The organism is Novipirellula herctigrandis (genome assembly GCA_007859835.1).
GTDB classification, from domain to species: domain Bacteria; phylum Planctomycetota; class Planctomycetia; order Pirellulales; family Pirellulaceae; genus Novipirellula_A; species Novipirellula_A herctigrandis.
On record SJPJ01000002.1, the window covers coordinates 318,694 to 344,218 of the forward strand.

Sequence of the window (25,525 nt, forward strand, 5' to 3'; positions counted from 1 at the left end):
GAAAAACTACTGGTGAAGCGAAAACCTGACTCATACCAACCCATTGTGACGGAGCGTCCCCGCCGGTTGGTTACCGGCATGACTGCGCACTGGGTCTTGACGTGTAAGTGGACGTTTCGAGTCGTCTTTCGTCAATCTTTCTGTAGCAAACTTTTGCAACTTGAAAACCTTTCCGCATCGCTACCTACCGATCGAAACGATTGTGCCAACTTTACGGCGAGCGTCATCGACACATGGGTGAAGTGAATCGTATGGCGTCGCTCCGAATTCGTCTCCCGTCGCCAGGCAAGCAGCTAGCAAACGCACGTTTGATTACGATAATTTGTGCGTTCTGGGCAACTTGTTCCTTAATTATGTCCTATGTTTCCTTGGGTCTTTAGATTCCGTCGCAAGCGAATGATCTCGCATCAGCGACGAAAACAGCGAAAGCAATCGCCAAAACGACCTTGCACGGGTGCTCATCCCACAACCAACTGTTTTGAAAACAGCCACGTTCGGGTGTAGCAGGTATAGAACAAAGCAATCGGCATTAACGGTATCAACCGGGGAACTTCCAGCTATGCGTAACGCGACTCAATCCGCTCGCCCTGAAGTGAATCGTCAGCAGCAATTTGAAGATATCAAACGTCGCATCCACAGCAAGTTGGTTGACAAACTTGATCTTTCGCGCGTCGGCGATCTAAAAGGCGAAACGCTGACACGCGAGATCCGTTTGGTCGTCGAACATCTGTGCGATGCAGAAGAAACACTACTAAACCGGCAGGAACGAGAGCGGATTGTCGACGAGGTGCTCGATGAAGTCCTCGGCCTTGGTCCACTTGAATTGATCCTCAAAGACCCAGCCGTCAGCGATATTTTGATCAACGGCCCCAAGAACATTTATGTCGAAAAGGGTGGTCGGATGCAGAAGACCGACGTGGAATTCCGCGACGGCAAACACTTGTTACAAATCATTGACCGTATCGTCAGTAAAGTTGGTCGACGCGTCGACGAAACCTGTCCAATGGTCGATGCACGACTCGAAGACGGTTCACGTGTGAATGCGATCATTCCGCCTTTGGCACTTGACGGAGCAGCGGTCAGTATTCGTCGTTTCGGCAGCAACCCATTGAAGCTGGAAGACTTGCTCAACTACCGTGCATTCACTCCTGAAATGGTGATGTTGCTTGAAGGTTGCATCAAAGCGAGATTGAACATGATCATCGCAGGCGGCACTGGCTCGGGGAAAACGACGCTGCTCAATACGCTGTCATCCTTCATTGGGCACGACGACCGTATCGTGACGATCGAAGACGCGGCGGAGTTGCAGCTTCAACAAGACCATGTTGTTCGTTTGGAAACGCGACCACCGAATATTGAAGGTACGGGTGCGGTCACGGCAACCGACCTGGTGAAGAACGCCCTGCGTATGCGTCCGGAACGAATCATCATCGGTGAATGTCGTGGCGGTGAGACCCTGGACATGTTGCAGGCGATGAACACCGGTCACGACGGGTCGTTAACGACCATTCACGCCAACACTCCGCGTGACGCGATCGCTCGTCTAGAAACGCTTGTCATGATGGCTGGATTTGAATTGCCCGTCAAAGCGATTCGCCAACAAGTCTCGGGGGCAGTGGACGTGCTGATTCAAGCGAACCGTTTACAGGGTGGTCCGCGACGCGTCACTGCCATCACGGAAGTGGTCGGCATGGAACAAGACACAATCGTCTTGCAAGACATTTATCGCTATTCCCAAAAGGGCATCAATGATGAAGGAAAGGCGTACGGCCACTTTGAATGCACCGGAGTTCGCCCATCGTTCATGGACAAATTGGAAGCCGCCGGCGTCCGTTTGCCTGGCAGTGCGTTCCGCGAACGAGTCATCATGCCTGCGTAATGGTAAACGACACAAATAGGTGGTGGTCACCTTAAACGGGATCGCCATGCTTAATCCATATTGAGTATTCGAGTTCAGTTTCAATAGTTTTTACACGATAGCTAAAGCGTTTTAGTCATGAGCGGAATTATCATCGTCGTCGCGGTCGGCGTATTCGTAGCCTCGATCGTCGCCTTTGCGATCAACGTCATGATGCCCAATGCGGACACCACGTCGGCCGAAGATCGGTTGTCGATGATGGCATCCCGCCGAGGGCGGGAGAGTGCCGATGAGATTGAACAACGATCGTTGCTTCTAAACAACGAAGGCTCGACAAACCCGATCAGCAGCTTCTTGGAAAATTTACCGGGACTATCGGACTACCTCGAACAAGCTGACGTAAAGATGCCGGCGCCACAGTTCGCGTTCATCTGCTTTCTCTGTTTAGCCGGCGGAGTTGTCATAAGCGTGCTCTCGCCTTTGCCGAACATCTTGGCCCCATTGGTGGGTATGGCCTTTTTGTCATTGCCCATCGGATGGCTAGTAATGAAACGAAAACGCCGGTTGGCCAAATTCGGCGTTCAAATGCCGGAAGCCTTGGAACTACTTGGTCGCTCACTTCGTGCCGGCCACTCACTCAATGCTGGTTTTGACCTTGTTGCAAAACAGATGGACGCGCCTTTGGCGACAGAGTTTGCACGGTGCTTCGAAGAACAAAACTTTGGAATTCCGCTTGATGAAGCGATTGAAGGGATGGCTGATCGCGTTCCGAACATGGACATTCGGTTCTTTGCAACCGCAGTGATTCTGCAACGACAAACCGGCGGTGACTTGGCCGAGATTTTAGACAAGATCGGCTACATCATTCGCGAACGACTGCAAATCCATGGACAAATCCAAGCTCTCACCGGCGAAGGCCGCATGAGTGGTGCCGTCTTGCTGGCGTTACCACCGGTATTGTTTTTGGTAATGCTCAAGCTGAATTACGAATACATCATGATGTTGTTCACAGACGAAATCGGGCGTTATTTGCTCGGCGTCGCTTTGGTGTCCCAGATCATCGGTGCTTTGATGATCAAGAAAATCATCACGATCAAGGTTTAATTGCGTCTTTCATAAGTTAGGTGAGTTCATTGAGAACACGCCATTTAGAAACACTATTATCCGTCCAACTGCTGACTGTTCGCCGCCTTCACAAACGCCTATCATGACTACATTCACGATGATCGCTCTTGCTCTAAGCCCTGTCACGATTACGTCGATCTCCATTTTCTTTGGCGTGACGGCATTGGCATGGTTCGTACTAGGCCGCGTCAGTGGCGATGACAAGCCTCGCGCCGAAGCACGCCTCGATGCCATGCGCAGCCGACGCGGTGGTAATCTTGATGAGGATCTCTCCGAAGACGAGCTAAAAAAGAAGAAGAACCAAGCGATTGCAGCGGTGCTTGAAAAAGCAACCTCGCCATTGGCCGAAACGGTCCGTGGTAGTGACGAAGAAATGAGTAAGCTTCGGGAAGAATTGATGAACGCTGGATTCCGCGGCGAATCCGCTCCCATTGTGTTTCGTGGCGTTCAATTGATCATCGCATGTATCGGATTGTTTCTCGGCGGCATATTTGGATTGGTCGCAAACGGATTGACCCAAGCGATGCTTATGAAATTGCTCGGTGGCTTTGTTGTCGGCTACATGGGACCAAAGTTCGTACTGGGGATGATTGCCAAAAAGCGTATGGAATCGATTTTCTTGGGTCTTCCTGACGCACTCGACCTAATGGTCGTTTGTGTGGAAGCCGGTTTGGGAATGGACCAAGCACTTCGAAAAGTGGCTGAAGAAATGTCCAAGAGCCACAAGAATATCGGTGAGGAATTCAGTGTCGCCAATCAACAACTTCAATTCGGTCGACCTCGATCCGAAGTGCTTCTTGCACTCGGACAACGAAGCGGCGTGGATGACCTGAAACAATTGGCATCGATCTTGATCCAAGCGGACAAGTTCGGTTCGAGCGTCGGGAATGCACTCCGCGTGCAAAGTGATGCGATGCGAACCAAGCGTCGGCAAATCGCGGAAGAAAAAGCGGCGAAGACCGCTGTAAAGATGATCTTCCCACTGGTTTTGTTCATCTTCCCAGGCATCTTTGTGGTGCTCGTGGGGCCTGCGGGAATCAACATGTACCGTCAAATGCTAACCAAATAGCAAGCACCAGCACGCTTGGCTTTCGAGCCTAGCGTGCCGCTGCAACCGATTCCGATACTTAAGCTTGACAACGCCACTTTACGCGACATGTGGCGTGTCTGTTTTAGAAAGAGTAACCTCCGAGCGCAAGCACATGATTCCGCCGTTTTGATCAACGATCGAACCGCGTGCGAGTGAATTGCGGCTCCGCAAAACCTACATATACTCCGCCACTGGAAGGACAAGGATTTTGCCGTCGCCGATGCGGCCCGTCCGCGTAACGGAGACAATTTTTTTGAGAATTTCTTCACAGCGTGAATCGTCAACCCACATTGTGATTTCGACTTTGGGTACGAAGGCTTGCGAGTACTCGGTCTCTTGATATTCGTCCAAGTAACTCTTCTGGCGGCCGTAGCCTTTCACCTCCATCACACTCAGCGCCTCCAGCGGCGCACGGCGGAGACTGGCAAGCAACTGTTCAGCCAAATGCGGACGGACAGTAGTGATTATTTGTTTCACGTGCTGAAAGCGTCTTTCGTGGAAGAGTAAAGCGAAAACCGACCTTTATCGTACACTGTGACGACAAATGCGGGCAATCATGCCACGTCGGCCGATTTTCGACGCCTACTTCCCTTGTCGGTTGGCCCTATAATCAACATACGTAGTGGGACAACGCCATTTTGCGACCCTTCCATCAATTTCAACGGGAACGACCATGTCTGATTATTTGAGCATGAGCGCCCTCCACCATCAGCCGCTTGGGAAATCGATCGCTTTGCGATTTGCCTTGGCATGGATATGTTTCGCCACCATCTCGGGCGTGCTTTCCGCTCAAGACATCACAGCTGAAAAAGTCGACGGCATCAAAGTCGGCTATCTTATCGATATGCCCATGCCCCTTACCTCCAATGGGGCAGCCGATTTGATGGCCCAACTCGGTCGTTTAGCCCAGTCCGCCAATGACGATTCGCGGCTGACCGTCGTGCTTCGTTATCACGACTCAACCGATTCGTTAGGGAGGACTCCCTTCGAAGACGCGCTTCGGCTTGCTCGTGCGATCACCGGTCCGGACCTGCGCCGCATCCGAGTCGTATCGTGGGTCGAAGGAACCGTTAACGGCCATTTGACGCTTCCAATTTTGGCGTCTGATTTGTTGGTGGTTGCCCCTACAGCTGTGATCGCGGATGCAACCAAAGACGAATCGGCCGCGGACGAGACGATCGAAGTGAGTTATCGATCCGTTGCCGCCCGTCGTGGGCTGTTCCCCCCCGAGGTCGTTTCGGCTTTGGTGGATCCAGGACTCGAGTTGGCGAAGGTTGCCAAAATCGACGGTGGCGAAGTCTTTGCCACGGGAAACGACTTGGACAAACTGCGTTCGACCGGCCAAATCACCAGCGAATCGATTTGGTCTTCCGCGAACGTCCCGCTGCGAATCGATGCAAACCAGTTGCGTTCGTCTCGAATTGCTGCCGGAATCGTAGGCTCGAAAGAAAAAGTTGCGGAGCTGCTTGATTTGGCTTCGCTCAACCCGATAGACCACAGCACCAAGTCGGGCGAGCCCAAAGGAGTGCTACTCGAAATGGTCGGATCGATTACCGATAGCCGATCGCGTCGGTGGCAAAGCAATCTTCGTGGCACAATTGAAGCGGGCGATATCAATACTTGGGTGATCGCGATCGATTCGCCGGGAGGTAGCCTTGGCCAAAGTGTAACGCTTGCGGATTGGTTCGCAAATCCCGACCCTCCGCTGCATACGGTTGCCGGTTTCATTCAAGCCGAAGCTCGAGGCGACGCGGCGCTGTTCGCCGTTGCTTGTCGGCCGCTTTTCATGAGTCCAAGCGGACGACTCGGTGGCCCAGGTGCCGAAGCGATCGATTCAGCCGCAGTGATGCAAAACGATGAGCTCATCGAAGAAATTGCTCGAAATGCAAAACGCCCCGCCGCGTTGATTCGCGGATTGCTCGATCCGAGTCTGGAGGTATACCGTTATACGAGCCGAAAAACAGGCCGTGTCCGATATGCAACCGAAGAGGATTTGATTCGCGGCGTTGAGGATCCGGTTGCTGAACGCGAGCGGTGGCAACGAGGGGAATTGATCGAATTAGCCGAGGGACTGAGTGCATCCGAAGCGATCGCCTTTGGGCTCGCCGAGGGCGAGTCGCCGTCGGTCGATGATGTTTCTCGGCGGGCGGGATTGACGGGGACACCACCGCTCGTGACTGACCGCGGAATGATCCGATGGGTCGAAAGTTTGGGGCGAAATCACGCCTTAGCGTTCTTCCTCCTTTTCATTGGATTTGCCGCACTGTCGACCGAAGCAAATGCACCGGGATTGGGGCTGCCCGGGTTTGTCGCCATCGTCTGTTTTGGAATGTACTTTTGGATCAAATTTCTCGCCGGCACTGCCGAGTGGCTGGAGTTGTTGGCGTTCGCGATTGGGTTGATTTGTATCGCGATCGAGGTCTTTGTGATTCCTGGATTTGGAGTATTCGGCATCGGCGGTTTAGCATTAACGGTGCTTGGTGTCGTATTGATGAGCCAGACATTTGTGATTCCTCGAAATGTCTATCAAATCGAAGTGCTAACGCATAGCATTTGGGCGGCAATTGCAAGCGCCTTCGGGTTGATAGCCGGTTTCGTTCTGTTTCGGACGATGATGCCACACATTCCGGTACTCAGTGGTTTGGCGATGGAGACCCCCGATTCCGCCGCAGTCAACGAGGCCGAGAAGTTGGCTGACTACTCGCACCTGTACGGACAAACGGGCATCACAACGACGCCGCTTCGACCATCAGGAAAGGCAAAATTCGGCGATGCGATCGTACAAGTGATCAGCGACGGCACCGCGGTCGGTGGCGGCGAACGGGTGCGTGTGAGCGAAGTTCATGGAACTCGAGTGGTTGTCGAGGGCCTCGACGAGGTGGCTGATGAACGTGCACCAGAGGCGACGGAAAGCTAATGCCACTTTATTATGCGTACGGATTGCTGTTACTTTTCTACTTTCTGCTGGTGCTCGAGTTTTTTGTCCCCAGCGGTGGTCTGGTTGGCGTTGGGGCCGTCATCGTGGTATTCGGGGCATTGGTGATTGCGTTTTCTCATAGCTTCACAGCTGGATTGACCCTCTTGTTGGTTGTCGCTGCGACAACCCCTATCGTTTTCATCGGAGCAATCCGGGCTTGGCCGCATACGCCATTTGGTCGGCGGATTCTGAATCGCCGCCCAGGGCAAACCGACTCCAATAAGTCAAATCGTAAGCTAGCCGATGGAACGCGTCTTGATGAATTGGCTGGACGGATCGGAACAGCAAAAACCAATCTACTGCCAAGCGGTTTGGTCAGCCTCGATTCCGTTCGTGTCGATGCGGTAAGCCAGGGAATGCCAATCGACGCGGGAACTCGCGTTATCGTCACCAAAGTCGAGGCAGGCAAAATCCATGTCCGACCTGTTACGCCGGATGAAGAGCTGGCCGAAAATCAGACCAAGCAACAGCCCGCGACTCCCATTTCCCCCGAATCGCTCGAAAGTCCGCCTGAATCATTTGATTTTGATACATCGCAATTGGATTCGAACTAGTCGGTTGACATTGGCGCTGGAGGGCGGGACATTAGAAGGACGGTTTGCATACGATCGACACACCTCCTGATGGAACCCTCAGCCGATGACGTACTTTGCTTTGATGACTCAGCAGGCTTTGATTGCCCAGCAACTGCCGAAACAGACGATGCCACTTTTGATTGGCGCGTTGGTCGTTTTCGGTTTTCTATTGGTGATTTTGTTCATCTTCGCCAGCTATTTCGGATTGTGGATCCAATCACAACTGACCGGCGCGAACGTCACCATCTTTAACCTGCTCGGCATGACGTTCCGAAAAGTGAACGCCCGAACCATCGTCCGCAGCAAGATTATGGCTACGCAAGCGGGGCTCGATGATCCCGAGATCAGCAGCGAAGCACTGGAGGCCCATTATCTGGCCGGGGGCAACGTCCAGCAAGTCATCCGCGCGTTGATCGCAGCAAAGAAAGCCAAGACGATCTCATTGACATTCCGCGAAGCAACGGCGATCGACTTGGCAGGACGCGATGTACTTGAATCGGTCCAAACAAGCGTTTATCCAAAAGTGATTGACTGTCCACCACGAGGTGCAGTGAAACCGTCACTCGATGCGGTTGCAAAAGACGGGATTCAATTGAAAGTGAAAGCACGAGTCACCGTGCGTGCAAACTTGCAGCAATTAATCGGGGGTGCAACCGAGGAAACCATTATTGCCCGTGTTGGCGAAGGCATCGTGAGCGCAATTGGTAGTGCAGCGGACCACAAAGCTGTACTCGAGAATCCCGATGTGATCAGTAAAGCGGTTTTGGCCAAACGTCTTGATTCGCAAACAGCGTTCGAAATAGTCTCCATTGATATCGCCGATATTGATGTTGGAGCCAACATTGGTGCTCGATTGCAGGCGGATCAAGCCGAAGCGGACACTCAAGTAGCACGGGCAAGAGCGGAAGGCAAACGAGCTTCCGCCGTGGCAGAAGAACAGGAAATGCAGGCAAAAATCGAAGAAAGCCGTGCCTCCTTGGTTCTCGCCCAAGCGTCCGTTCCCGAAGCAATGGCCGAAGCGTTTCGCAGCGGAAATTTGCACATTTTGGACTACTACAAATTGCAAAATGTGAGTGCGGATACGGAAATGCGGAAATCAATCGCTGGCAGCAGTCGGGGTGCAGTAGAAACGAATTACGACAAACCATAACGCGAGTAATCGATGTCAGGTGACTTAGAAGACTTTCTGCGTCGAGCGGCGCAGCGGCGACAAGCCAAAGCAGGCCAAGCCAAAGCAGGCCAAGGTAACGCAGGCCAAGCAAAACCAGCGGGTGCAAGTCGACAGCGAGCAACTCAGCAGCCACCCCCTGCAAAGTCGACGCGTCAACGCCCCGAATACAGTAACAGCCGTTCAGAGCGGCTCGTACGCCCAGTCGAAGAAGAAATCGTTGTCGCCGAGATCGTCGAGGACGTTGATAGTGAATGGCAACAACGTCGCCGCCGAATTGAAGAAGCAAAGCGAGCCGCTAAGCAAGCGCAAGCCGAAGTCGGTCGACAGGTTTCCAAGCTGAAAAAGAAATCGACTGATCAGACCCCCGTGCCGGTATCGCCATTAGGCACCGGACATGCGATCGACGATTTGTTGAACCTGATACATCGCCCCGGTGGCATGCAGCAAGCAATCTTGCTGCGTGAGATCTTAGACCGGCCTGAGCATCGTTGGTAGCGGCCGGTTCGATTGAATTGGATCCGTTTTTTGAACCCGGTCACTTCGATCAATCCGATCCATCGATCGGATTGATCTTTCGTAGTATCGACCGACTGCTAAAGCGTTCCGCCACCACCAGCTGCACCGCCACCACCGCCGAAGCCGCCACCGCCTAGACCTCCGCCACCTCCACCGCCTGGGGTTGTTGTTCCTTCGCCAGATACGAAGTTAAACGTACTGACGTCCCCAATCTGTGAGAAGAACGGAGTCGGTGAAATCCGAACATACCGCCGATCGGCCGAAATGATGGCCAGCGTCATCAACATTGCACCTTCGGGAATCGTCGTGATCTCAGGCTGGAAACCAACTGCACCGCGTCGGAAATTCCCTTGGTTCACAGCACCGCCGGTCAATCCTCCGGTACTTCCACCGGTCAAAGCCTGAATGTCTCGGTAAAGATCACTTAGGACCTCTGCCGAGTTCCCTTGCCCAGGCAAACCCCCGAATTGACCTAACATGTCGCGGTTGATGCCGCGTTGTTCCTTGCGAAGGCTTTCCAATTGAGCTGCTGCGATTTCGCCTTGTCGCTGACCGTCTTTGACTTCGAACACAACGAGCGCGTCCTTGTCGCCTACCGGGATTTCTTCGCGGATATAGCGTTGGCTCATACGTCCGACATCCGTGACGATTTCCACGGTTGCTTGACCCGTGGACACTTGGCCCCATACACGCCGAATCAGCAGACGGTATTTTCCGGTGAACCCTTGCGGACAGACGTAAGTTTCCGAAACCATTCCGACTTCGTCATCACCATGACCTGGGAAGGCGTCGCCCATCAGCGTGCCACCACCGGCCGATAAGGGGGAATCCATCGAGCAAACGGTCCCCGATGGTTCCTCAACGGCTAAGTCCAAATCGGCATCCCCCGTCCATGAAACACGAACCAAGACGTCGTGCGAAGAAGCGAGGCGTAACGCATCACCAAATTTCTTGGCATCTTCGGTCCGACCTTCGGCAACGAGCTCACTGTGTGTGGCACGCGCGGTCAATCGAGCGTCTTCGACGATGGCTTGCAATTTTTCAGGCCACGCTTGACTTAAAACGCCACAACATGCCCACGACAAACCGTCGATATCGTTCAGTTCTTTAGCAATGCGAAGGCCCATCGAGTAGGCTTCGCGGCGATAAGGATCAACGCCCGCTACTTTCTTGCACAATTCCAAAGCGGCTGCACCACTACCAACTTCGTCGAGCCTAGCGGCAACGTGAAGTAATTCTTCGGGGAATTCGGCAAAGTCAACAGCCGATAACAACGCTCGTTCGATCTGTTCACGTGGAGCATCGGTTGCTTGTAACGCGATGGCATACGCTTGGTACATCCACGGTTGGCCGTGACCCGCACGCATCGCAGCCGCAATCAAATCCCGGGAATCGGCAAAGAAGCCAATCGCCACCTCACGGTCACTCGCTTCTTGAGCCCTGGAAGCTTTGATTGAATACTCACGGAGCGTCGTACGAATCCGTTGATCAAGAATCGTAAGATCTTCGGCGTTTTCGATTTTCACGGATGTAAAGAAGGCGTCCCAAGCTTGGACCTTGGTTTGCCCTTCGGTCAATTGCAAACGAATTGGCTTGATGTCGAAACGCGAAATTGTATCGACTGACTTCGCGGGTAGATTGCTTGTCGAGCTAGCGGATTCACTGGCAGAAGCTTTGCTTTGAAGCGAAATGTCGTCAGGCACAGCAAACATACCGCCGCCCATGCCGCCGCCACCCATGCCGCCCATGCCGCCGCCGCCCATGCCGCCCATGCCGCCGCCGCCCATGCCGCCGCCGCCCATGCCGCCACCCATGCCGCCGCCCATGCCGCCACCCATGCCGCCGCCCATGCCGCCCATGCTCATGATTGGAATCACCAAGTCACCGACTGGATAAACCATCAATTTTGGGTTGTCCTCAGCAGCTTCTTTGGTCGTAATCTGCATCACTTCGTCCTTGATCATGTAGGTCAGCTCATGTTCACGGAGCATCAGACGCAAGAACGAACGTAACGATACGTTTTCAAGACTAACTGTAATGGGTTGGTCCGGAGTCAAACCGATTTCTTCGAGAGCGCGACGATCGACGACGATTGGAATATCGTGATCCGTCGATAGTTTCTGAATCGCTTCTTCCAAAGGCGTTTCAACAAAGTTCTGCGTCGTCTCATCCCCAAGACTCGCTTGGATTTTTCTTTCGCTCTCGTTGTCACCGACCAATTCAATTGCACCATATCGTTCCAAACGACGACGGCTCAATCTTTGCCAAGTTTCCGCTTCCGGATAAACGATCGGCGGATCGTCGACGAAGGGAACATGAGCTTTGAGTACCAACGACATCGCATCGATGTAATTTCGCTCGCGAAGTTCCGTATAACGACGGTCACGTGCGTACGTTTGTAGCCAAAGTGGGAAATCGGTGAAATGACGACCTGCGACCGAATCGCGAGTGACCGTATCACCCGCCAAACGAGCAAACGGAATCGACACTTCGCCATCCGCTTCTTCGTAACGACCTTCGTCGATCAACGCGTTCATCTGTTCCGACAGGGTTTTTAGCGTGTCTTCGTTGCGGAACGTTTCTTCGAGCAGCCGCGCGGACGCGTTCGCACCCTTGGCCATTTGTTCAAGATTCATCTGTTGATCCAAGAACTCCGCTTCCCGGCGGCTTGCAATTTGAATTGCCGAGCGAACTTGGGACATCAATTCCTGACGAGTCCCTGGATCAAGTTCGGGTTCCGCTTGCAACGATCCGAGCAAACTCTTCAATGCCCCGGATACGCCCGTTGGATCCTTTCGCATGTTGCGACTTGATGCACTTAGTTGTGCATTCACCTCGGCACGCCAACGACCTTCGACCGCCGATTGTTGAGCTTCAACGCGGTTAAGCAATTCGCCACCCGATTCAAGCAATTCATCGTCACCGACAGGTGGGCCAAAAAAATTGTCTTGGGAAAGCGGTGCCTGGGCTTGTGGGAAAGCTTGCTGAGGTACCGCTTGTGCAGGAGTTGCTTGTGCGGGAGCTGCTTGTGCGGGAGTTGCTTGTGCAGGAGTTGCTTGTGCAGGAGTTGCTTGTGCGGGAGCTGCTTGATCGAATCCCATTGGATCCGCCTCAACGGTTTCGCCACCGAATACATCGCCTTGAGGAGCGGCGTCAAGCGGTGCTTCCGCAGGAACATCAACGGGGCTCGATTCACCACCGAACAAGTTTCCGAACGGATCATCGTTCTGGATAATCAACTTTTTTCCGTTGCTTGAAGCCTTTTCAATCGCTTGAGCTTCGGGGTTCTCAGGATCAATTTCTAGTGCTTTTTGAGCGATCGTCCGAGCTCCACGAAGATTCCCCTGTTTGATGGCCAAATTACCAGCGCGGACCAATTCGTCCGCTTGCAGAGCTAACAAACGAGCCGATTCACGTAGCAGGGGCGAGCCTGCCGACGGCAACATCAACCCGCGGTCGATCGTCGATTGCTCGACCATGGCACACAAGAATGAGAAGTCAGGATGGCTCGCTTCCACGTGAGCGTCAGTGGTGATTTCAATTTTGGCAGAGGTAGTTTCGCCGATAAATTTGAGTTCCCCATCCTTCTTCGCTTCGCCGCCAATACGTCCAAGCAGGATTGAATCGCGATCCACTCGCAACGGTGGCAAACGATCTTGTTGAACACTCGACATCCCGTCGATCAACGTCACACTGTTGATCCAGATCGGAGAAGTCGATGCTGATTTTCCGACATATCGAGCGATATCGACGGGGCGGCTGCCTTCGGTTGCCGCAACAAACCCCAGAACGCCACCGGTTTGATTTGCCAAAATCGCAGGCAATTCGACATTGGTTGTTGGCCCAACCATCACGCTATGGACCGAAATATGATCTGCACGCAGGGCATCAACAAGCGATTCAAAACGTTTCTTGTCCGCCGTCGCTTCAATCGAAGCACCATCGCCAACATAGACGATCGACCGTGTGTGGCTTTGTGGGCGTGCGACCAATGCAGCCCGAGTCGTATGGAGTGCCGAAATCAGATTCGTATTTCCGAGTGGCAGTCGCTGGTCAAGCTTCGCAAATGCATCCGCCGTCAGCGATGAATTAGCCATTTCAAAATCGCCACTCAAATCGACTGCATTCACGTCCGCAGCATAAATTCGCACGCGATCGGCCGAATCAAGTTGGTCGGTCAAAGCACGAACCGTTGCAATGGAATCAGCCCGAAACTCGCCCGCTTGGCTAGCGGATGTGTCAACGATGATGACCACGTCTGCGTCTGCTTTCGCAGTCGCTTGGATCATCGAATCGCTGGCCGACGGCTGTATCGAAGCGGCAAAGTAGGCATCACCCGATGGACTCGCATAGCTGGTGATGCGTACTTGAGCATCATCAACCTGCGATTCGGTTTCCGCGTTTACCGCCGTCGCCATCAAAGCGCCGGTGAGGGCCACGACATAAGCGAGAGCGACGAAAACGCCGTAACGCCAACGAGGCTGTGAAATTTGGACGAATGATGCGAGGGGTCGCAATTCCATCTGTGTAGGTCTCCGCAGTGACAAAAAACGCATGGTGCGTGTCTCGTGGGTGTGGCTCGAAAAGGAGGTCGATTCTTAAAAATCGATCGTTGGTATCAGTTGTAAGGTTTCGGGAACGCGGGCCGATTCGGGGCATTCCCTGCACTAGAGTCTATTTCCGATGCAGTGACTTCGCCACGAAAAAACCAAGCTTTCCGGTCCCCTTCGGCGGGAAGATTCCGATTGTAGGTGTTGCAATCTGCAACACCTGTTGCACGCTTGCACATCACAACCGATCAAAACCCTCGATCGACCGAATGAGAAGGCTATAAACGCTAGAACCGTGCCAGAATCACCCATTATTTCTGATCACCAGCAAAATCCCCTAAAACGTTCAGCCATCTGCGGGTGGATTATCAGACAAATTAGGATGATGACGAAGAATCCAATCAAACCATCAACCGAACGTATGACCGCGTAGAAACTCCTGAGCCGCCATCTCTCGCTTACCGGACGGTTGAAGCTTGATGATTTCGACGAACCGATCTCGGCTGGCAAACTTGAATCCGCCCTCAACCACTATCGTGCCCGGCTTGGTTCCTGGCGGGACCTCGTCACCAATTCGAACCTCTTTGATCGCCACTCGCACCAGTTCCTTCTTCGACTGGACCGATACAAATGTGTATGCAATTGGCCATGGTTGCATCCCCCGCACATGGCAATCGATCATCCGAGCAGGCTGGTCCCAAAGGATCTCGCCTTCGGCCTTCGACAATCGTGCAGCACGCGTCACGTTGGCAGGGTCTTGCCTTTGGCCAAGATCGCTGTGGCCATCCCAAGCGATCAATCGGTCGACCGCTTCGAGCGTGGCGTCAATCCCAAGCGTCGACAATCGCTCTTCGAGTTCCCCCGCCGTTTCGTGATCTTGGATCCGAGTTTGTCGCGTCGCGATAATGGGCCCACCATCCAATTTAGGCGTCATGTGGATCACCGAAACGCCCGTTACCGAGTCGCCACTGAGCAGGGCTCGTTGAACGGGAGCCGCACCACGATAGGCCGGAAGTAGCGAACCATGCAAATTGATTCCACCAAGCGAAGCAGCCCCAAGCGCCGCTGGCTTGAGAATTTGTCCATAGTCACAAACCACCAACAAATCAGCCGCCAGCAACTTCATTCGCTCTACCGCTGGTTCGTCATTGATACTATCGGGATCATCGAGGTCCAATTGGTGCTCATTCGCCCACACTCGCACGGGCGAATCAGGAGCTTTTTTGCGACTTTTCACGGGCGGTTGCGGTCGAGTGACAACCAATGGGATCGAATGTCCTGCTAACCGCAGGGCCTCAAACGAAGGAACCGCGAACGGACCCGTTCCCATCATGATCAAACGAAGTTTCTTATTTTGGGGCACTTCATCAGGCATATCGCTTGGTCCACTCCGCCAATCCTGCAATCAGTTCTTCGTCTGGTGAAATCGCACCAGTCGATTGTTGGGACCGAAAATCCGTTTCGAATTCGCCCAGAGGATCGAGCAATTCACGTTTCCCCTCTTCGCTCATTCGATCAAAAAACAGTACTCCGTCGAGGTGATCATTTTCATGCATCAAGACGCGAGCCAAGAAGCCATCGACATCTCGTTCAATCGCATTCCCCTTCAAATCATACGCACTGAGCCGAATCGCTTTGGGGCGTTTCACTTGTCCAAACAATCCCGGCAGACTCAAACACCCCTCTTGGTCCGATTCATTCCCACGCGGCATTTGCAATTCGGGGTTCACGAGGATCATTTCTTCCCCTTCGTCCCGTTGCCCCGACGGATTAGCCACAAACATTCGCAGCGGCAAATTGACTTGGTTAGCTGCTAAACCCACGCCATTAAACTCGTACATCAAATGCAGCATCTCATCGGCAATTGCTCGCAGATCTTTGTCAACGCGACGAATCGGTTTGCTACGATACCGCAGCGTCGGATGCGGATACTGAATGATGCTTAAAGGCATGAGTGGTAGATGCGAGAAATCAGAGGACACGGCAGTAAGACGCCAACAGGATGAACGATTTCCACGCTTTTACGCTGGCAGATCATTTTCGTTACCCTAGACAGAGCCATTCGACTCGGCGACAGTTTATCTATGTTTAATCTACACACGTTTTCGCTTTTCGACCACCTAAGCGATACCGCCATTTCGAAGCGAATCGTCGCTTCAACCGTTGCCGGTGCCAGCGTCCTCGACGCTGGCGTTCACACCGCTGGATCGCTCGCAGCAGGCGTTGGGCTGGCTCGTTTGTGCCTTGCGGATCGTGCCGAAGTGACCCTTGTCCCATGCGATGAGAGGTCTTTCGTTAGTCCCAATGCGGTTTTCGTTCGAACAGACGATCCGATCGGCGCCTGTTTAGCAGCCCAATACGCCGGATGGCCCATTCACACCGATGATTTTTTTGCCATGGGTAGCGGCCCCATGAGAGCAGCTCGAGGCCGCGAAGAACTGCTTACCGAATTGAAAATAAACGAAACTGCGTCGACCGTTTTTGGCGTTTTAGAATCGGATAAATTGCCGACCCAATCCGCGATTGAATTGATTTCCGATCAGTGCAAAGTCCCACCTGCGCAAGTTCGACTTGCCATCGCACCAAGCTCGTCGATCGCCGGCAACATCCAAGTGGTTGCCCGGTCGATTGAAACGGCACTCCACAAACTACACGCTTTGAAGTTTGATGTCCGGCAAATCGTTTCCGCTACTGGGCACGCACCCTTGCCCCCCCCCGCGAAACCAGGTGACTCGATTGGTGGCATTGGACGAACCAACGATGCCATTCTGTATGGCGCAAGCGTGACATTGTGGACCGATGCCAGCGATGATGAAATTGAAAATGTCGCCGCGAATGTTCCCAGTAATAGCAGTCCCGACCACGGACAACCGTTCGCAAAAATCTTCAAAACCTATGATTTCGACTTCTACAAAGTTGACCCACAACTGTTTAGCCCTGCGGTCGTGACGATTCACAATCTTCGCAGTGGCCGGACATGGAATGTTGGGCAAATTGAAACGGCCCTGCTTCGCCAGTCATTTCTATCATGAGCGGCGCAAAAATTTTAGCACTCGGGGCGGGGGAAGGGTGGCACGCCAACGAACTCCGAAAAGCGGCCGCACGTCACCAATGCAAAATCGCCTTTCGCGATTATGAATCGCTCTATGCCAAAATCATTTGTCACGACCAAGTTGAGTTAGGCTGCGGCACGTTTTCACCCGACGCCAAACGGATTGACGATTTTGATGCTGTGCTCACTCGCACCATGCCGACGGGATCACTCGAAAAGATCACCTTTCGACTGGCCGTATTGCATTCGCTTGGTGCCAACGCGGTGCCTGTCGTCAACGCACCTAGCAGCTTAGAGCTGGCGATCGACAAATTCGCGACCCTGGCCCACATCGCTCGGCTTGGTTTCGCTGTCCCTGACACCATCGTTGTTCAATCACGCGGTGAAGCAGTTGTAGCGTTCAAACGACTCGGGGGTGATTGTATTGTCAAACCGATCTTTGGCGGCGAAGGTCGTGGAGTGATGCGGATTCAAGATCCTCAATTGGCATGGTACGCTTTCTCGACCCTCGAACAAATTGATGCGGCATTCTACATCCAAGCGTTCGTGCCTCCGGGTGGACGCGACACTCGATTGCTTGTCATCGGTGATCGCATCGTAGCCGCACGACGGCAAAACGACACCGATTTTCGGACCAATTTTTCTCAAGGCGCTCGTACGATCGCAATCGAACCGACTAACGAACAAATCGACATGGCACACCATATCACCTCATCGCTTGGATTGACCATTGCCTCGGTTGACATGCTCGATTCCGCCGACGGCCCGCCTCGAGTCTTAGAAGTCAACGGCGTGCCTGGATGGAAGGGATTGCAATCGGTTTGTGACCATGACATCGCCTCTTTGATTATCGAGACCGTGCTACAAACCAAGGAGGCAAACCAATGAATTGCAGCCCTACGGATGGAAACGTTGCCCATCGTTTGAAAATCGTTAGCGCACTGACCCCCGCAGGAATCGCGATCGCGGAACCCGATGGTCCGCCGCGGCCCGACGGATTACGTCACTACAATCTCACCACATTCGAACAACTCGACCAGCGCAGCGACAACATCGCGAAAGGCCTGATTGCATGGGGCGTCAAGCCCGGGATGCGATTGGGGATGTTGGTTCCGTTTGGTGGGCAATTTATCGAACTGGTTTTCGCACTACTCAAAACAGGTGCGGTTGCCGTGCTGATCGATCCCGGCATCGGCAAAAAACATCTCGTCAAATGCCTCAGCGAATCTCGCCCCGATGGCTTTGTCGGTATCCCCAAAGCACAAATGATCCGAAGCGTCCTGCGAAAACATTTTCCCACCGCTAAATGGAACGTGACCGTGGGCCGTCGTTGGTTTTGGGGTGGAAAGACGCTTGACCAGATTATGGAACTTGGCCAAAAAGCGGACAACGCCACACTTCCCAAAGTGGACCAAACCGATCAAGCGGCGATCATCTTTACAACCGGAAGCACCGGGCCGCCAAAGGGAGTCCTCTATACACACGGTACCTTCCACGCCCAAATCGAGCGGATTCGCGAACGATACGATATCCACCGAGGGTCGCGTGATTTAGCCTGTTTTCCGCTGTTTGGATTGTTTGATGCTGTCATGGGAGTAACGACGATTATTCCCGACATGGACCCGACTCGCCCGGCGGATGTGAACCCAATGCGGTTGATCGAAGCGGCAAACCAATGGGAAGTCGATCAAGCATTCGGCTCACCCGCGCTTTGGAATACGGTGGTAACGTGGTGCGAAAATAACAAAGTCGAGCGTCCGTTCCCGACGCTGCGCCGAGTGCTTTCCGCCGGTGCGCCCGTCCCCGCGGTGACGCTCGAAAAGTTGCGCACACTGATCGATCCCGATGCAATGATCGTGACTCCGTACGGTGCCACCGAAGCACTTCCCATCGCATCGATTGAATCTCGCGAAGTGATCGCTGAAACCGGACCTGCGACGGCGAAAGGAAAAGGGGTTTGTGTCGGAAGTCGATTTGAAGGAGTTCAATGGCGAGTGATCAAAATTGAAGATGGTCCAATCGACGATATCTCCGAGACGTCCGAAATGCCGCGCGGGAAAATTGGCGAATTAATGGTCAGCGGCCCCATGGTCACTACTGAATATGTTGTCCGATCGGATCAGAATCCTATGCACAAGGTTCGCGATGGTGATCGCGTCTGGCATCGCATGGGCGACGTGGGATACCTGGATGATCGAGACCGTTTTTGGTTTTGTGGACGCAAAGCCCATCGAGTCGTGATGGAAAATCGAACCCTGTTCACGATTCCGTGCGAGGCAGTGTTTAATTCACACCCCTCGGTTTACCGAAGCGCGCTGGTCGGAAAAGGTCAACGACCCAACCAAATCCCCGTGGTGATGGTGGAAACCTTTGCCAAAGATCAACCGAATAACGATACAGAGCGAGAAGCATTACAAGCAGAATTGCTTGATTTAGCCGCTCGCAACCCCATCACGCGACGTATCGAGGAAATCATCATTCGCACCAAACCATTGCCCGTGGACATTCGCCACAACAGCAAAATCTTTCGTGAACGGTTATCCGAAGAAATCCAAAGCAAAGTCTGATCGGCGCAGAAGCGTTTCAAAACGTGCCCCTACCTTCCGATCGGTTCTTTGCCACTATAGGTCAGCATCGCCTTGATCGTTCCCAAATCGATGCTTGATGAAATGAATTTGACGGCACCGTCACCAAACAAAACGTGGCATCCGCCTGGGTGGCTATTTCCGAATTGCGGCAGCGGGTTATCCAAGTCGACTTGGACGTCTTGTGGCTTCGTCCACTCGACCGCCTGATCGCGGTTCGCTTCAATGACCATGATCGTTGTCGACAAACCATCAATAACGTCGCGAAATTTGCGAGTTCCTTCCTCGGGGAAAAACACCTCCGTGCCGACCGGCAACTGGAAAACCGTCATTCCAGGCGCCAACGGCGCACTGGGGTCGACGAATGTTTTTGGCATCAAAGGAATCAACGTGCGATTATGGGGACTGTCCCAGGGTTCATCTAAATGGAATTGGTCATAGAGTTCGTTGGCTTCGAGGAAAGGTAGGATTGCCACACGCCAACTAAGCAGCGGCTTTCCATCGGCATCGCGAATCGCCCGATCGGGAAGCGATCGATATGCAGAGTGATGGTTGTGCAACGCCAAACCAATCTGTTTCAAACCGTTGCTTGCCGACATGCGGCGGGCGGCCTCGCGGGATGCTTGGACCGCCGGCAATAACAAAGCCACCAACACACCGGTCGTTGCGATAGAGCCTTCAAGGTCCACTTGAACTCGTCGACCTGACCGTTTCGGTCGGGCCAATCCAGATAGTTTGGTCGACATCCGATCGATGTACTTAAGAGTTGCTTCCTCGACGAGTTGGCTCTCTCCATGCACATTCTTTGTCATTTCGTTGACTGCAATGTCGCGGCCAAAATCAATCGACTGATTGATCAATTGCTCCAATTCCTCTGCCGCAGCTTCATCACGGCCAAGTAGCGAAACGCTTAAAAGCCCACTCATCAATCCATAATCAAGATTGACTAGCATTGCATCGGTCAATTCCGCGAACTCGGTCCATCCGCTAAGAGGCGGGGGCAGGCTGTCCCCGTTTTGTTTAAGGAGTCCCGTGACCATCGGGCGAATGCCATCCATCACGGCCACCACATTGATCCCATCGCGTGGCATAAGCTTCGACACCAATTGAGCAAGCGTTCCCGCCTGTTTGTCCGCATCGAGCGCTTGTCCGTCCGCATCGAGCATTGGTTTCAGGTATCCGCCCATCGCAACAATGAAGGTCGAATCGTCTTTGCGATACAACACGGCTCCAGGGATTTCCGAAAGCGACCACACCGACACCCCCTCTTCATCATGCGGCTCGGGCGACACCAACCACTGAGGTTTCAGATCGCTGATCTGATAAGCCTTCGACGTTTCAATCACCATTCCCGCCTGTGGGCCCTGCGGGCCTGGCATTCCGGCAACCACTTTGATGCGTAAAAGGTCAAGTGGATCGACCCCCACTTCTTCGATCACTTTCGCCTGGAAGATCTCGATCGGAAGCATCTCTAGTTCAGGGTCCGTAAGAACCTCCTGGACCGGATAAAAGACAGCGGCGACCGCATCGGGCGGAATGAAATCACTCGATAGTCGACCACCGTCTTGCGCAAAACCGTTTACGCTCGCAGTACAAAGCAATGTGAAAGACGCGAGACAAACAGACCAACTTCTGAACATTGAAAACTCCGCATCGTTTGGAAAACGCTATTCTCGGACGAATGGGCTTATGACAACGAGTCAAGCGTAAAGTATACCAAAGTCAGGGGCGCATAACGGAGCAGCAGCATTCGCGCGGAGCAGCCGCATTCGCGCGGAGCAGCAGCATTCGAGGCGACGAAGCCGACTCGCAAGAACAGGTGGTCGCGTGTTAAGCAAAGCGGCGGATTCTTACCGCCGAGGCTTGACCTTGCGGGGTGACGTTCACGTTGACGAATTCATCACCCGCAGGTGTTCCCGATTCCATACATGCGTTGATCGGACACTCGGGGTCCAAGTCATTGCAATTCAGAATCGTAAAGAGTTCGTCACCGAGCGAATCAAGACTAGCGACGATTTCCACCATCCCACCTCCGGCACCTAAATTTCCGAAGTGGCCTTTGGCGGTCGTAACGGGCGGTTGATCTTTCGATGCACCAAATACGTCCGCGATTGCGGCGGCTTCGTCACGGTCCGATTCGATCGTTCCTAAGCCATGTGCATTGATGTGGCCAATCGATTTCGGATCGGCTGTTCCGAGCGCACCTTTCAAAACATTGCGAATCGCTTGTCTCAGATAGTCCGCTCCGGCTGTGGGGCCGACCGCACTACTGCTGTAACCAACGATCTCGCCGATAATCGTCGCGCCACGTTTTTGAGCATGCTGGAGTGATTCACAAACAAAGGCGGCCGCGCCTTCACCCACCACACTGCCATCTCGCGTAACGTCGAACGGGCGACTCATTTTGGACGGATCGCTCGTGTCAGCGGCCAATTTCTCCTGCAGCGATGCGTGCAGCGTCCGCAGCGGGTGAACGCGTGATCCCGTTGCCCCCACAATCAATGCATCGGCGTGCCCTCGTTGGATCGTCGAAACCGCTTCGCCAAGTGCCGCACCAGCGGACGCTTCGCGAACGGTCAGCGAATTGTTGGCACCACGCAAATTGTTGTAGATCGCGATATGGCTAGCAGGCATGTTGGGCAAGTACTTTAGCAGCCACAACGGGTTGACCTCCGGTTTGCCTTCTTGCCCCCATCGATCGAAATCGAAATTGCCGTCTTCATCCATGCACTTGCGAATCCCGCCGATGAACTCTTCGGGAAGCGACATGATATAGTCACATCCGTACAAAACGCCCACTCGCTCGGGATCACGCTGGTCTTCGGTCAATCCCGCGTCATGCATGGCGAGTTGAGCGACGGCGACTCCCATTTCGATTTCGCGGCACATCACTTTGCTGCCCTTGCGAATCGTCCGCTGGAGTGTTTTTTCGAGCGGTCCGTAGTTGGAAATATGCCCGGTAAAATCGATCGCCTCGGCACCATGATCGACACACAGCACACCCGTGGGGACTTGCGTGAACGCACGAACGCCACTCGTTCCGCTCTTGAGGGCCATTAGCATGGCCGCGGGATCGTTTCCAAGAGGGCTAACAACGCCTCGGCCTGTAATGACCACTCGGCAAGGTTCGGATCTGTCCATAAAAGGTAGGCGGCCGTGGCCGACGAGTTTGCTAAATGGGTGAATGGGAAAGACTTCGGTTCGTTCAACCGAGCCATTCTAAACAGATAAGGGCAAACCTTTGAGGGGGGGGTGAAATCGGAAATGGCAGCCGGTTTTGGACGCTGTCGTTTGCCTGCGATTCGTGGTTTGTCTCTGTTTCATCGCTATCGGGCAATGATCTTTGTTTTTCACAGGGATCGCGTCGATGATCGCGGCCCCATCAAACAAGCTAACTTAAACAAGCTAACTCGACCACACTAATAGCGGCCTCGGTTGGGTGCGGCGTACGGGATCGCAGAAGCCGTTTGGGGAACCCCCATACTGGGCGTCGTCAAGTTTTCCGAAGCTCGTCCACGGAACGCGATAAATAGCAACGCGTCCGCTCGACCCGAGGTGGTACCTGTAAAGGCATCGAGATTTAACAGCGATGAGCCGGCCGACCGCTCCGGACTAGCAACGACTCCGCATGACAGCAGCAACACCTTATCTGATTCCCAACGAAATCGCTCGTGCAATCGCCAACTAACGACCTGTGGCACCTCGATCCGAGTTCGATGAATTTGTTGATTACGAAGCGGCAACTCCACTTCGACCCCGTTCAACTTGTCCACTTGGTCAATGTCAGCTTTGATCATGCAATCAATCACCCGACCATCGGTACTAAGCAATGGGCTAAGTGACAAACGATATCCTTCTAGCACCTCGCCCGTCTCGGGTTCGTACGGAGGCCAACCGTTGGGTGATTCACGTACATTTCGAACGTAATTACGTCCACGAATTTGTGACAAATTCTCCGTTTGCCCATTAAATACCGGCATGTCGACGCCTTGCACTTCACGAGCGTCGGTGCGCTGACGTAGCAAATTCAACACCATTGCTGCGTTTTCTTTGCTCAAAATCCATGCCTGGACGCCGGGCGAATCGACCGGAACATGCGTCATGAGCATGTGTGCGCGAGCACGCCAATTTGGGTTGCCAACGGTCATCAACCGCAAGTGCATGATTTGGGGTTCGACTTCGCCAGCGACGAATCGATCGACAATCCCACCGATTAGGTTGTGGACTTCGGGTGTGTGATATACGGACAATTTGTCCCGACTGGCGTTCATAAATCCAAACGGTTCCGAAAACCAAACATCCGTCCCAGTTTCTCGTAGAATCCAATCCACAACCGCTTGTTCGGGATGGTCGTGCTTGGTCAGGTAGCGTGTGTAGGGCGTCAGGTCGTAAACACGATGTTCTTGACCAGCACTGCGGGGCAATTGACCACCCCCCGTGACCTGGCCGGCGTTTGGACGGTTTGCCGCAGCCGGCGGAGGCGTTTGCGGGGATTGCTGCAAACTTGGTGGCGTTGCGCCACCGGGCAATCCAAATCCTTGGCCCTGGGGGGCCGCAGGAGCCTGAGCATTCGAAAAATCACAGGTCAGAATCGCGACAATTGCGAACAGCGACAAGCTAGAAAATAGTGGGAAACGCATCGATTCCATTCCTGCATCCGGAAAGCAAAAGGGGGACTTCCATGTGCTATAGCGGTTGAGTCGAATCGATGGCAAGGGAGAAATCCGATCGACATATCGCCCTAGTACGCCGCACCCCGCTCGCTCCCCGGCACGGATCCCGGCACGGATCCCGCGAAACGTCCTCTCACAAGCGAAATTCCACTCACCCCCACTTGATGCAAAACGGTATAATTTTTTCGTTGATACTGCGGAAATACCTTCCTATCTCGCTCCAACCCGAATCATCAATAGTTCGGCAAACAAATGTGGCTACTTCAACGACATGAACATCAGGATCTTTAAACTGTTCGCCGTACCAGCAATGTTCGTTGTGACCATCGGTATTGCCGAAGACGCGCTTGTGCAGCCGCTCGCAGAACAGGCTCCGCTACCGCCAAAAGACGCCGTTCTGCTCCAACTCGAAGACGCCTTTTCGAGCTACAAGAATTCGTCTTCGGACGCGCGAGACATCGTCTTGAGAGCATTGGATTCCTCGCTCGCGATTGCACAAGCCAGAGGTGATTTAGATGCGCTAAAGGCACTTCAATCGGAAAGAGATGCTTTTTCATCCTCGGGAACCCTGCCAACCTTGGTATCGATTCGTATATACCAGCGGCGCACGGCGCTTGCTAAGCGAAATTTAGAATCTGCGTATGAGTCGGCCGTACGAGAACTCACGCAAAATGGTGATATCCCAACAGCAGAGGTCATTCAGCAAGAGTTTGAAGCATTCAAGAAATCGGGAAGCTTAAGGGAGTCTGCAATAAATCTATTGGACGGGGATCACTTAAACGCTTGGGACCTATCCTTCAAACTATCGAAACATTGGTCACCGCGAAATGGAATTCTGAGATTCGATGGACAGGGGGGCGAAGAAGCGAATCTATCCACCAAACGCTCCTACAAGAACTTTACATTTCGATGCGAATGGCGAATCGGCCCCGGTGGTGACAGCGGAATTTTCCTGCGTGGAATACCACAAGTCCAAATCTGGGATCACATTCATGGCCTGGGGCAGGGCATCGGATCGGGTGGCCTCTACAACAATAAGCGATTCCCAAAGCACCCTACGGAAATCGCTGACAATCCAATCGGCCAATGGAATTCCACGACTGTCACCATCATCGGGGATAAGGTGACGGTCACACTCAACGGTAAGTGCGTTGTCAATGGAATCACAATGGAAAACCACCCGAACCATCGCGTTCCCCTTCCCGCGGAAGGCCCGATTGTCCTGCAGGCATTTCGGTCACCGATCGAGTTTCGACACCTCACGATATTAGAATTGCCTTAGCCCGGTCGCTCGTCCGTCTCTTCTTTGCGACATCGCAATGAAAGTTGCCCCTGCGTCAAATATCATTTTTT

The 25,525-nt window shown here is 53.4% G+C and carries 19 protein-coding genes; 12 read left to right on the plus strand and 7 right to left on the minus strand.

What is annotated here, in order from left to right; translation table 11 throughout:
- The first annotated feature begins 12 nt into the window (after positions 1 to 12).
- The 4 genes from CA13_RS32005 (at position 13) to CA13_RS32020 (ending at position 4,052) form a co-directional block, all read left to right on the plus strand.
- Complete coding sequence (locus tag CA13_RS32005; RefSeq protein WP_146404181.1) at positions 13 to 246, plus strand: hypothetical protein; 234 nt, start codon at positions 13 to 15, stop codon at positions 244 to 246.
- A 313-nt stretch (positions 247 to 559) separates the two neighbouring features.
- On the plus strand, positions 560 to 1,879 hold the full coding sequence (locus CA13_RS32010) for a TadA family conjugal transfer-associated ATPase (RefSeq protein ID WP_146404182.1): 1,320 nt from the start codon (positions 560 to 562) through the stop codon (positions 1,877 to 1,879).
- 117 nt (positions 1,880 to 1,996) lie between these two features.
- Positions 1,997 to 2,962, plus strand: coding sequence for a type II secretion system F family protein (locus tag CA13_RS32015; protein ID WP_146404183.1), 966 nt, complete (start codon positions 1,997 to 1,999; stop codon positions 2,960 to 2,962).
- 103 nt (positions 2,963 to 3,065) lie between these two features.
- The gene (locus CA13_RS32020; RefSeq protein WP_146404184.1) at positions 3,066 to 4,052 is read left to right on the plus strand and encodes a type II secretion system F family protein; all 987 of its coding nucleotides are present in this window, start codon (positions 3,066 to 3,068) and stop codon (positions 4,050 to 4,052) included.
- Between the two features lie 195 nt (positions 4,053 to 4,247).
- On the opposite strand, the gene CA13_RS32025 is transcribed toward CA13_RS32020, so the two are convergent.
- The gene (locus tag CA13_RS32025; protein WP_146404185.1) at positions 4,248 to 4,550 is read right to left on the minus strand and encodes a P-II family nitrogen regulator; all 303 of its coding nucleotides are present in this window, start codon (positions 4,548 to 4,550) and stop codon (positions 4,248 to 4,250) included.
- A gap of 196 nt (positions 4,551 to 4,746) precedes the next feature.
- Here CA13_RS32025 and CA13_RS32030 point away from each other — a divergent pair, with 196 nt between their 5' ends.
- From CA13_RS32030 to CA13_RS32045, 4 genes are all read left to right on the plus strand, one after another.
- A complete protein-coding gene (locus CA13_RS32030; RefSeq protein WP_146404186.1) occupies positions 4,747 to 6,990 on the plus strand; it encodes an NfeD family protein in 2,244 nt (747 codons plus the stop codon).
- Positions 6,990 to 7,604 (plus strand): NfeD family protein, encoded by a 615-nt coding sequence (locus tag CA13_RS32035; protein WP_146404187.1) that lies wholly within the window; start codon positions 6,990 to 6,992, stop codon positions 7,602 to 7,604. Before CA13_RS32030 ends, CA13_RS32035 begins: the two co-directional genes overlap by 1 nt.
- An 85-nt stretch (positions 7,605 to 7,689) precedes the next feature.
- A complete protein-coding gene (floA, locus tag CA13_RS32040; protein ID WP_473087519.1) occupies positions 7,690 to 8,775 on the plus strand; it encodes a flotillin-like protein FloA in 1,086 nt (361 codons plus the stop codon).
- A gap of 12 nt (positions 8,776 to 8,787) precedes the next feature.
- A complete protein-coding gene (locus CA13_RS32045; RefSeq protein ID WP_146404188.1) occupies positions 8,788 to 9,291 on the plus strand; it encodes a hypothetical protein in 504 nt (167 codons plus the stop codon).
- A 98-nt stretch (positions 9,292 to 9,389) separates the two neighbouring features.
- Here CA13_RS32045 and CA13_RS32050 read toward each other — a convergent pair whose 3' ends face one another.
- From CA13_RS32050 to def, 3 genes are all read right to left on the minus strand, one after another.
- A complete protein-coding gene (locus tag CA13_RS32050; RefSeq protein ID WP_146404189.1) occupies positions 9,390 to 13,835 on the minus strand; it encodes a vWA domain-containing protein in 4,446 nt (1,481 codons plus the stop codon).
- Between the two features lie 436 nt (positions 13,836 to 14,271).
- Positions 14,272 to 15,237 (minus strand): methionyl-tRNA formyltransferase, encoded by a 966-nt coding sequence (locus CA13_RS32055; RefSeq protein WP_146404190.1) that lies wholly within the window; start codon positions 15,235 to 15,237, stop codon positions 14,272 to 14,274.
- The gene (gene def / locus CA13_RS32060) at positions 15,230 to 15,814 is read right to left on the minus strand and encodes a peptide deformylase (RefSeq protein ID WP_146404191.1); all 585 of its coding nucleotides are present in this window, start codon (positions 15,812 to 15,814) and stop codon (positions 15,230 to 15,232) included. Before def ends, CA13_RS32055 begins: the two co-directional genes overlap by 8 nt.
- A 132-nt stretch (positions 15,815 to 15,946) precedes the next feature.
- On the opposite strand from def, the gene mch reads away from it, so the two are divergent.
- Genes mch through CA13_RS32075 form a run of 3 tightly spaced genes read left to right on the plus strand, consistent with a single transcriptional unit; the run spans position 15,947 to position 19,481 of the window.
- Positions 15,947 to 16,894: a methenyltetrahydromethanopterin cyclohydrolase gene (gene mch / locus CA13_RS32065; RefSeq protein ID WP_146404192.1), complete on the plus strand. Its 948-nt coding sequence runs from the start codon at positions 15,947 to 15,949 to the stop codon at positions 16,892 to 16,894.
- Positions 16,891 to 17,802: an ATP-grasp domain-containing protein gene (locus tag CA13_RS32070; RefSeq protein WP_146404193.1), complete on the plus strand. Its 912-nt coding sequence runs from the start codon at positions 16,891 to 16,893 to the stop codon at positions 17,800 to 17,802. Before mch ends, CA13_RS32070 begins: the two co-directional genes overlap by 4 nt.
- Positions 17,799 to 19,481 (plus strand): fatty acid CoA ligase family protein, encoded by a 1,683-nt coding sequence (locus CA13_RS32075; protein WP_146404194.1) that lies wholly within the window; start codon positions 17,799 to 17,801, stop codon positions 19,479 to 19,481. The genes CA13_RS32070 and CA13_RS32075 overlap by 4 nt, the downstream gene beginning before the upstream one ends.
- 29 nt (positions 19,482 to 19,510) lie before the next feature.
- Here CA13_RS32075 and CA13_RS32080 read toward each other — a convergent pair whose 3' ends face one another.
- The 3 genes from CA13_RS32080 to CA13_RS32090 all read right to left on the minus strand — a co-directional run bounded on the left by CA13_RS32080 (position 19,511) and on the right by CA13_RS32090 (position 24,139).
- Complete coding sequence (locus tag CA13_RS32080; protein WP_146404195.1) at positions 19,511 to 21,139, minus strand: DUF1559 domain-containing protein; 1,629 nt, start codon at positions 21,137 to 21,139, stop codon at positions 19,511 to 19,513.
- Between the two features lie 190 nt (positions 21,140 to 21,329).
- Positions 21,330 to 22,640 (minus strand): beta-ketoacyl-[acyl-carrier-protein] synthase family protein, encoded by a 1,311-nt coding sequence (locus CA13_RS32085; protein ID WP_146404196.1) that lies wholly within the window; start codon positions 22,638 to 22,640, stop codon positions 21,330 to 21,332.
- A 278-nt stretch (positions 22,641 to 22,918) separates the two neighbouring features.
- Complete coding sequence (locus CA13_RS32090) at positions 22,919 to 24,139, minus strand: hypothetical protein (RefSeq protein ID WP_419195236.1); 1,221 nt, start codon at positions 24,137 to 24,139, stop codon at positions 22,919 to 22,921.
- 304 nt (positions 24,140 to 24,443) lie between these two features.
- Between CA13_RS32090 and CA13_RS32095 the strand changes: the two genes are divergently transcribed.
- Positions 24,444 to 25,454, plus strand: coding sequence for a 3-keto-disaccharide hydrolase (locus tag CA13_RS32095; RefSeq protein WP_146404197.1), 1,011 nt, complete (start codon positions 24,444 to 24,446; stop codon positions 25,452 to 25,454).
- Positions 25,455 to 25,525: the final 71 nt, after the last annotated feature.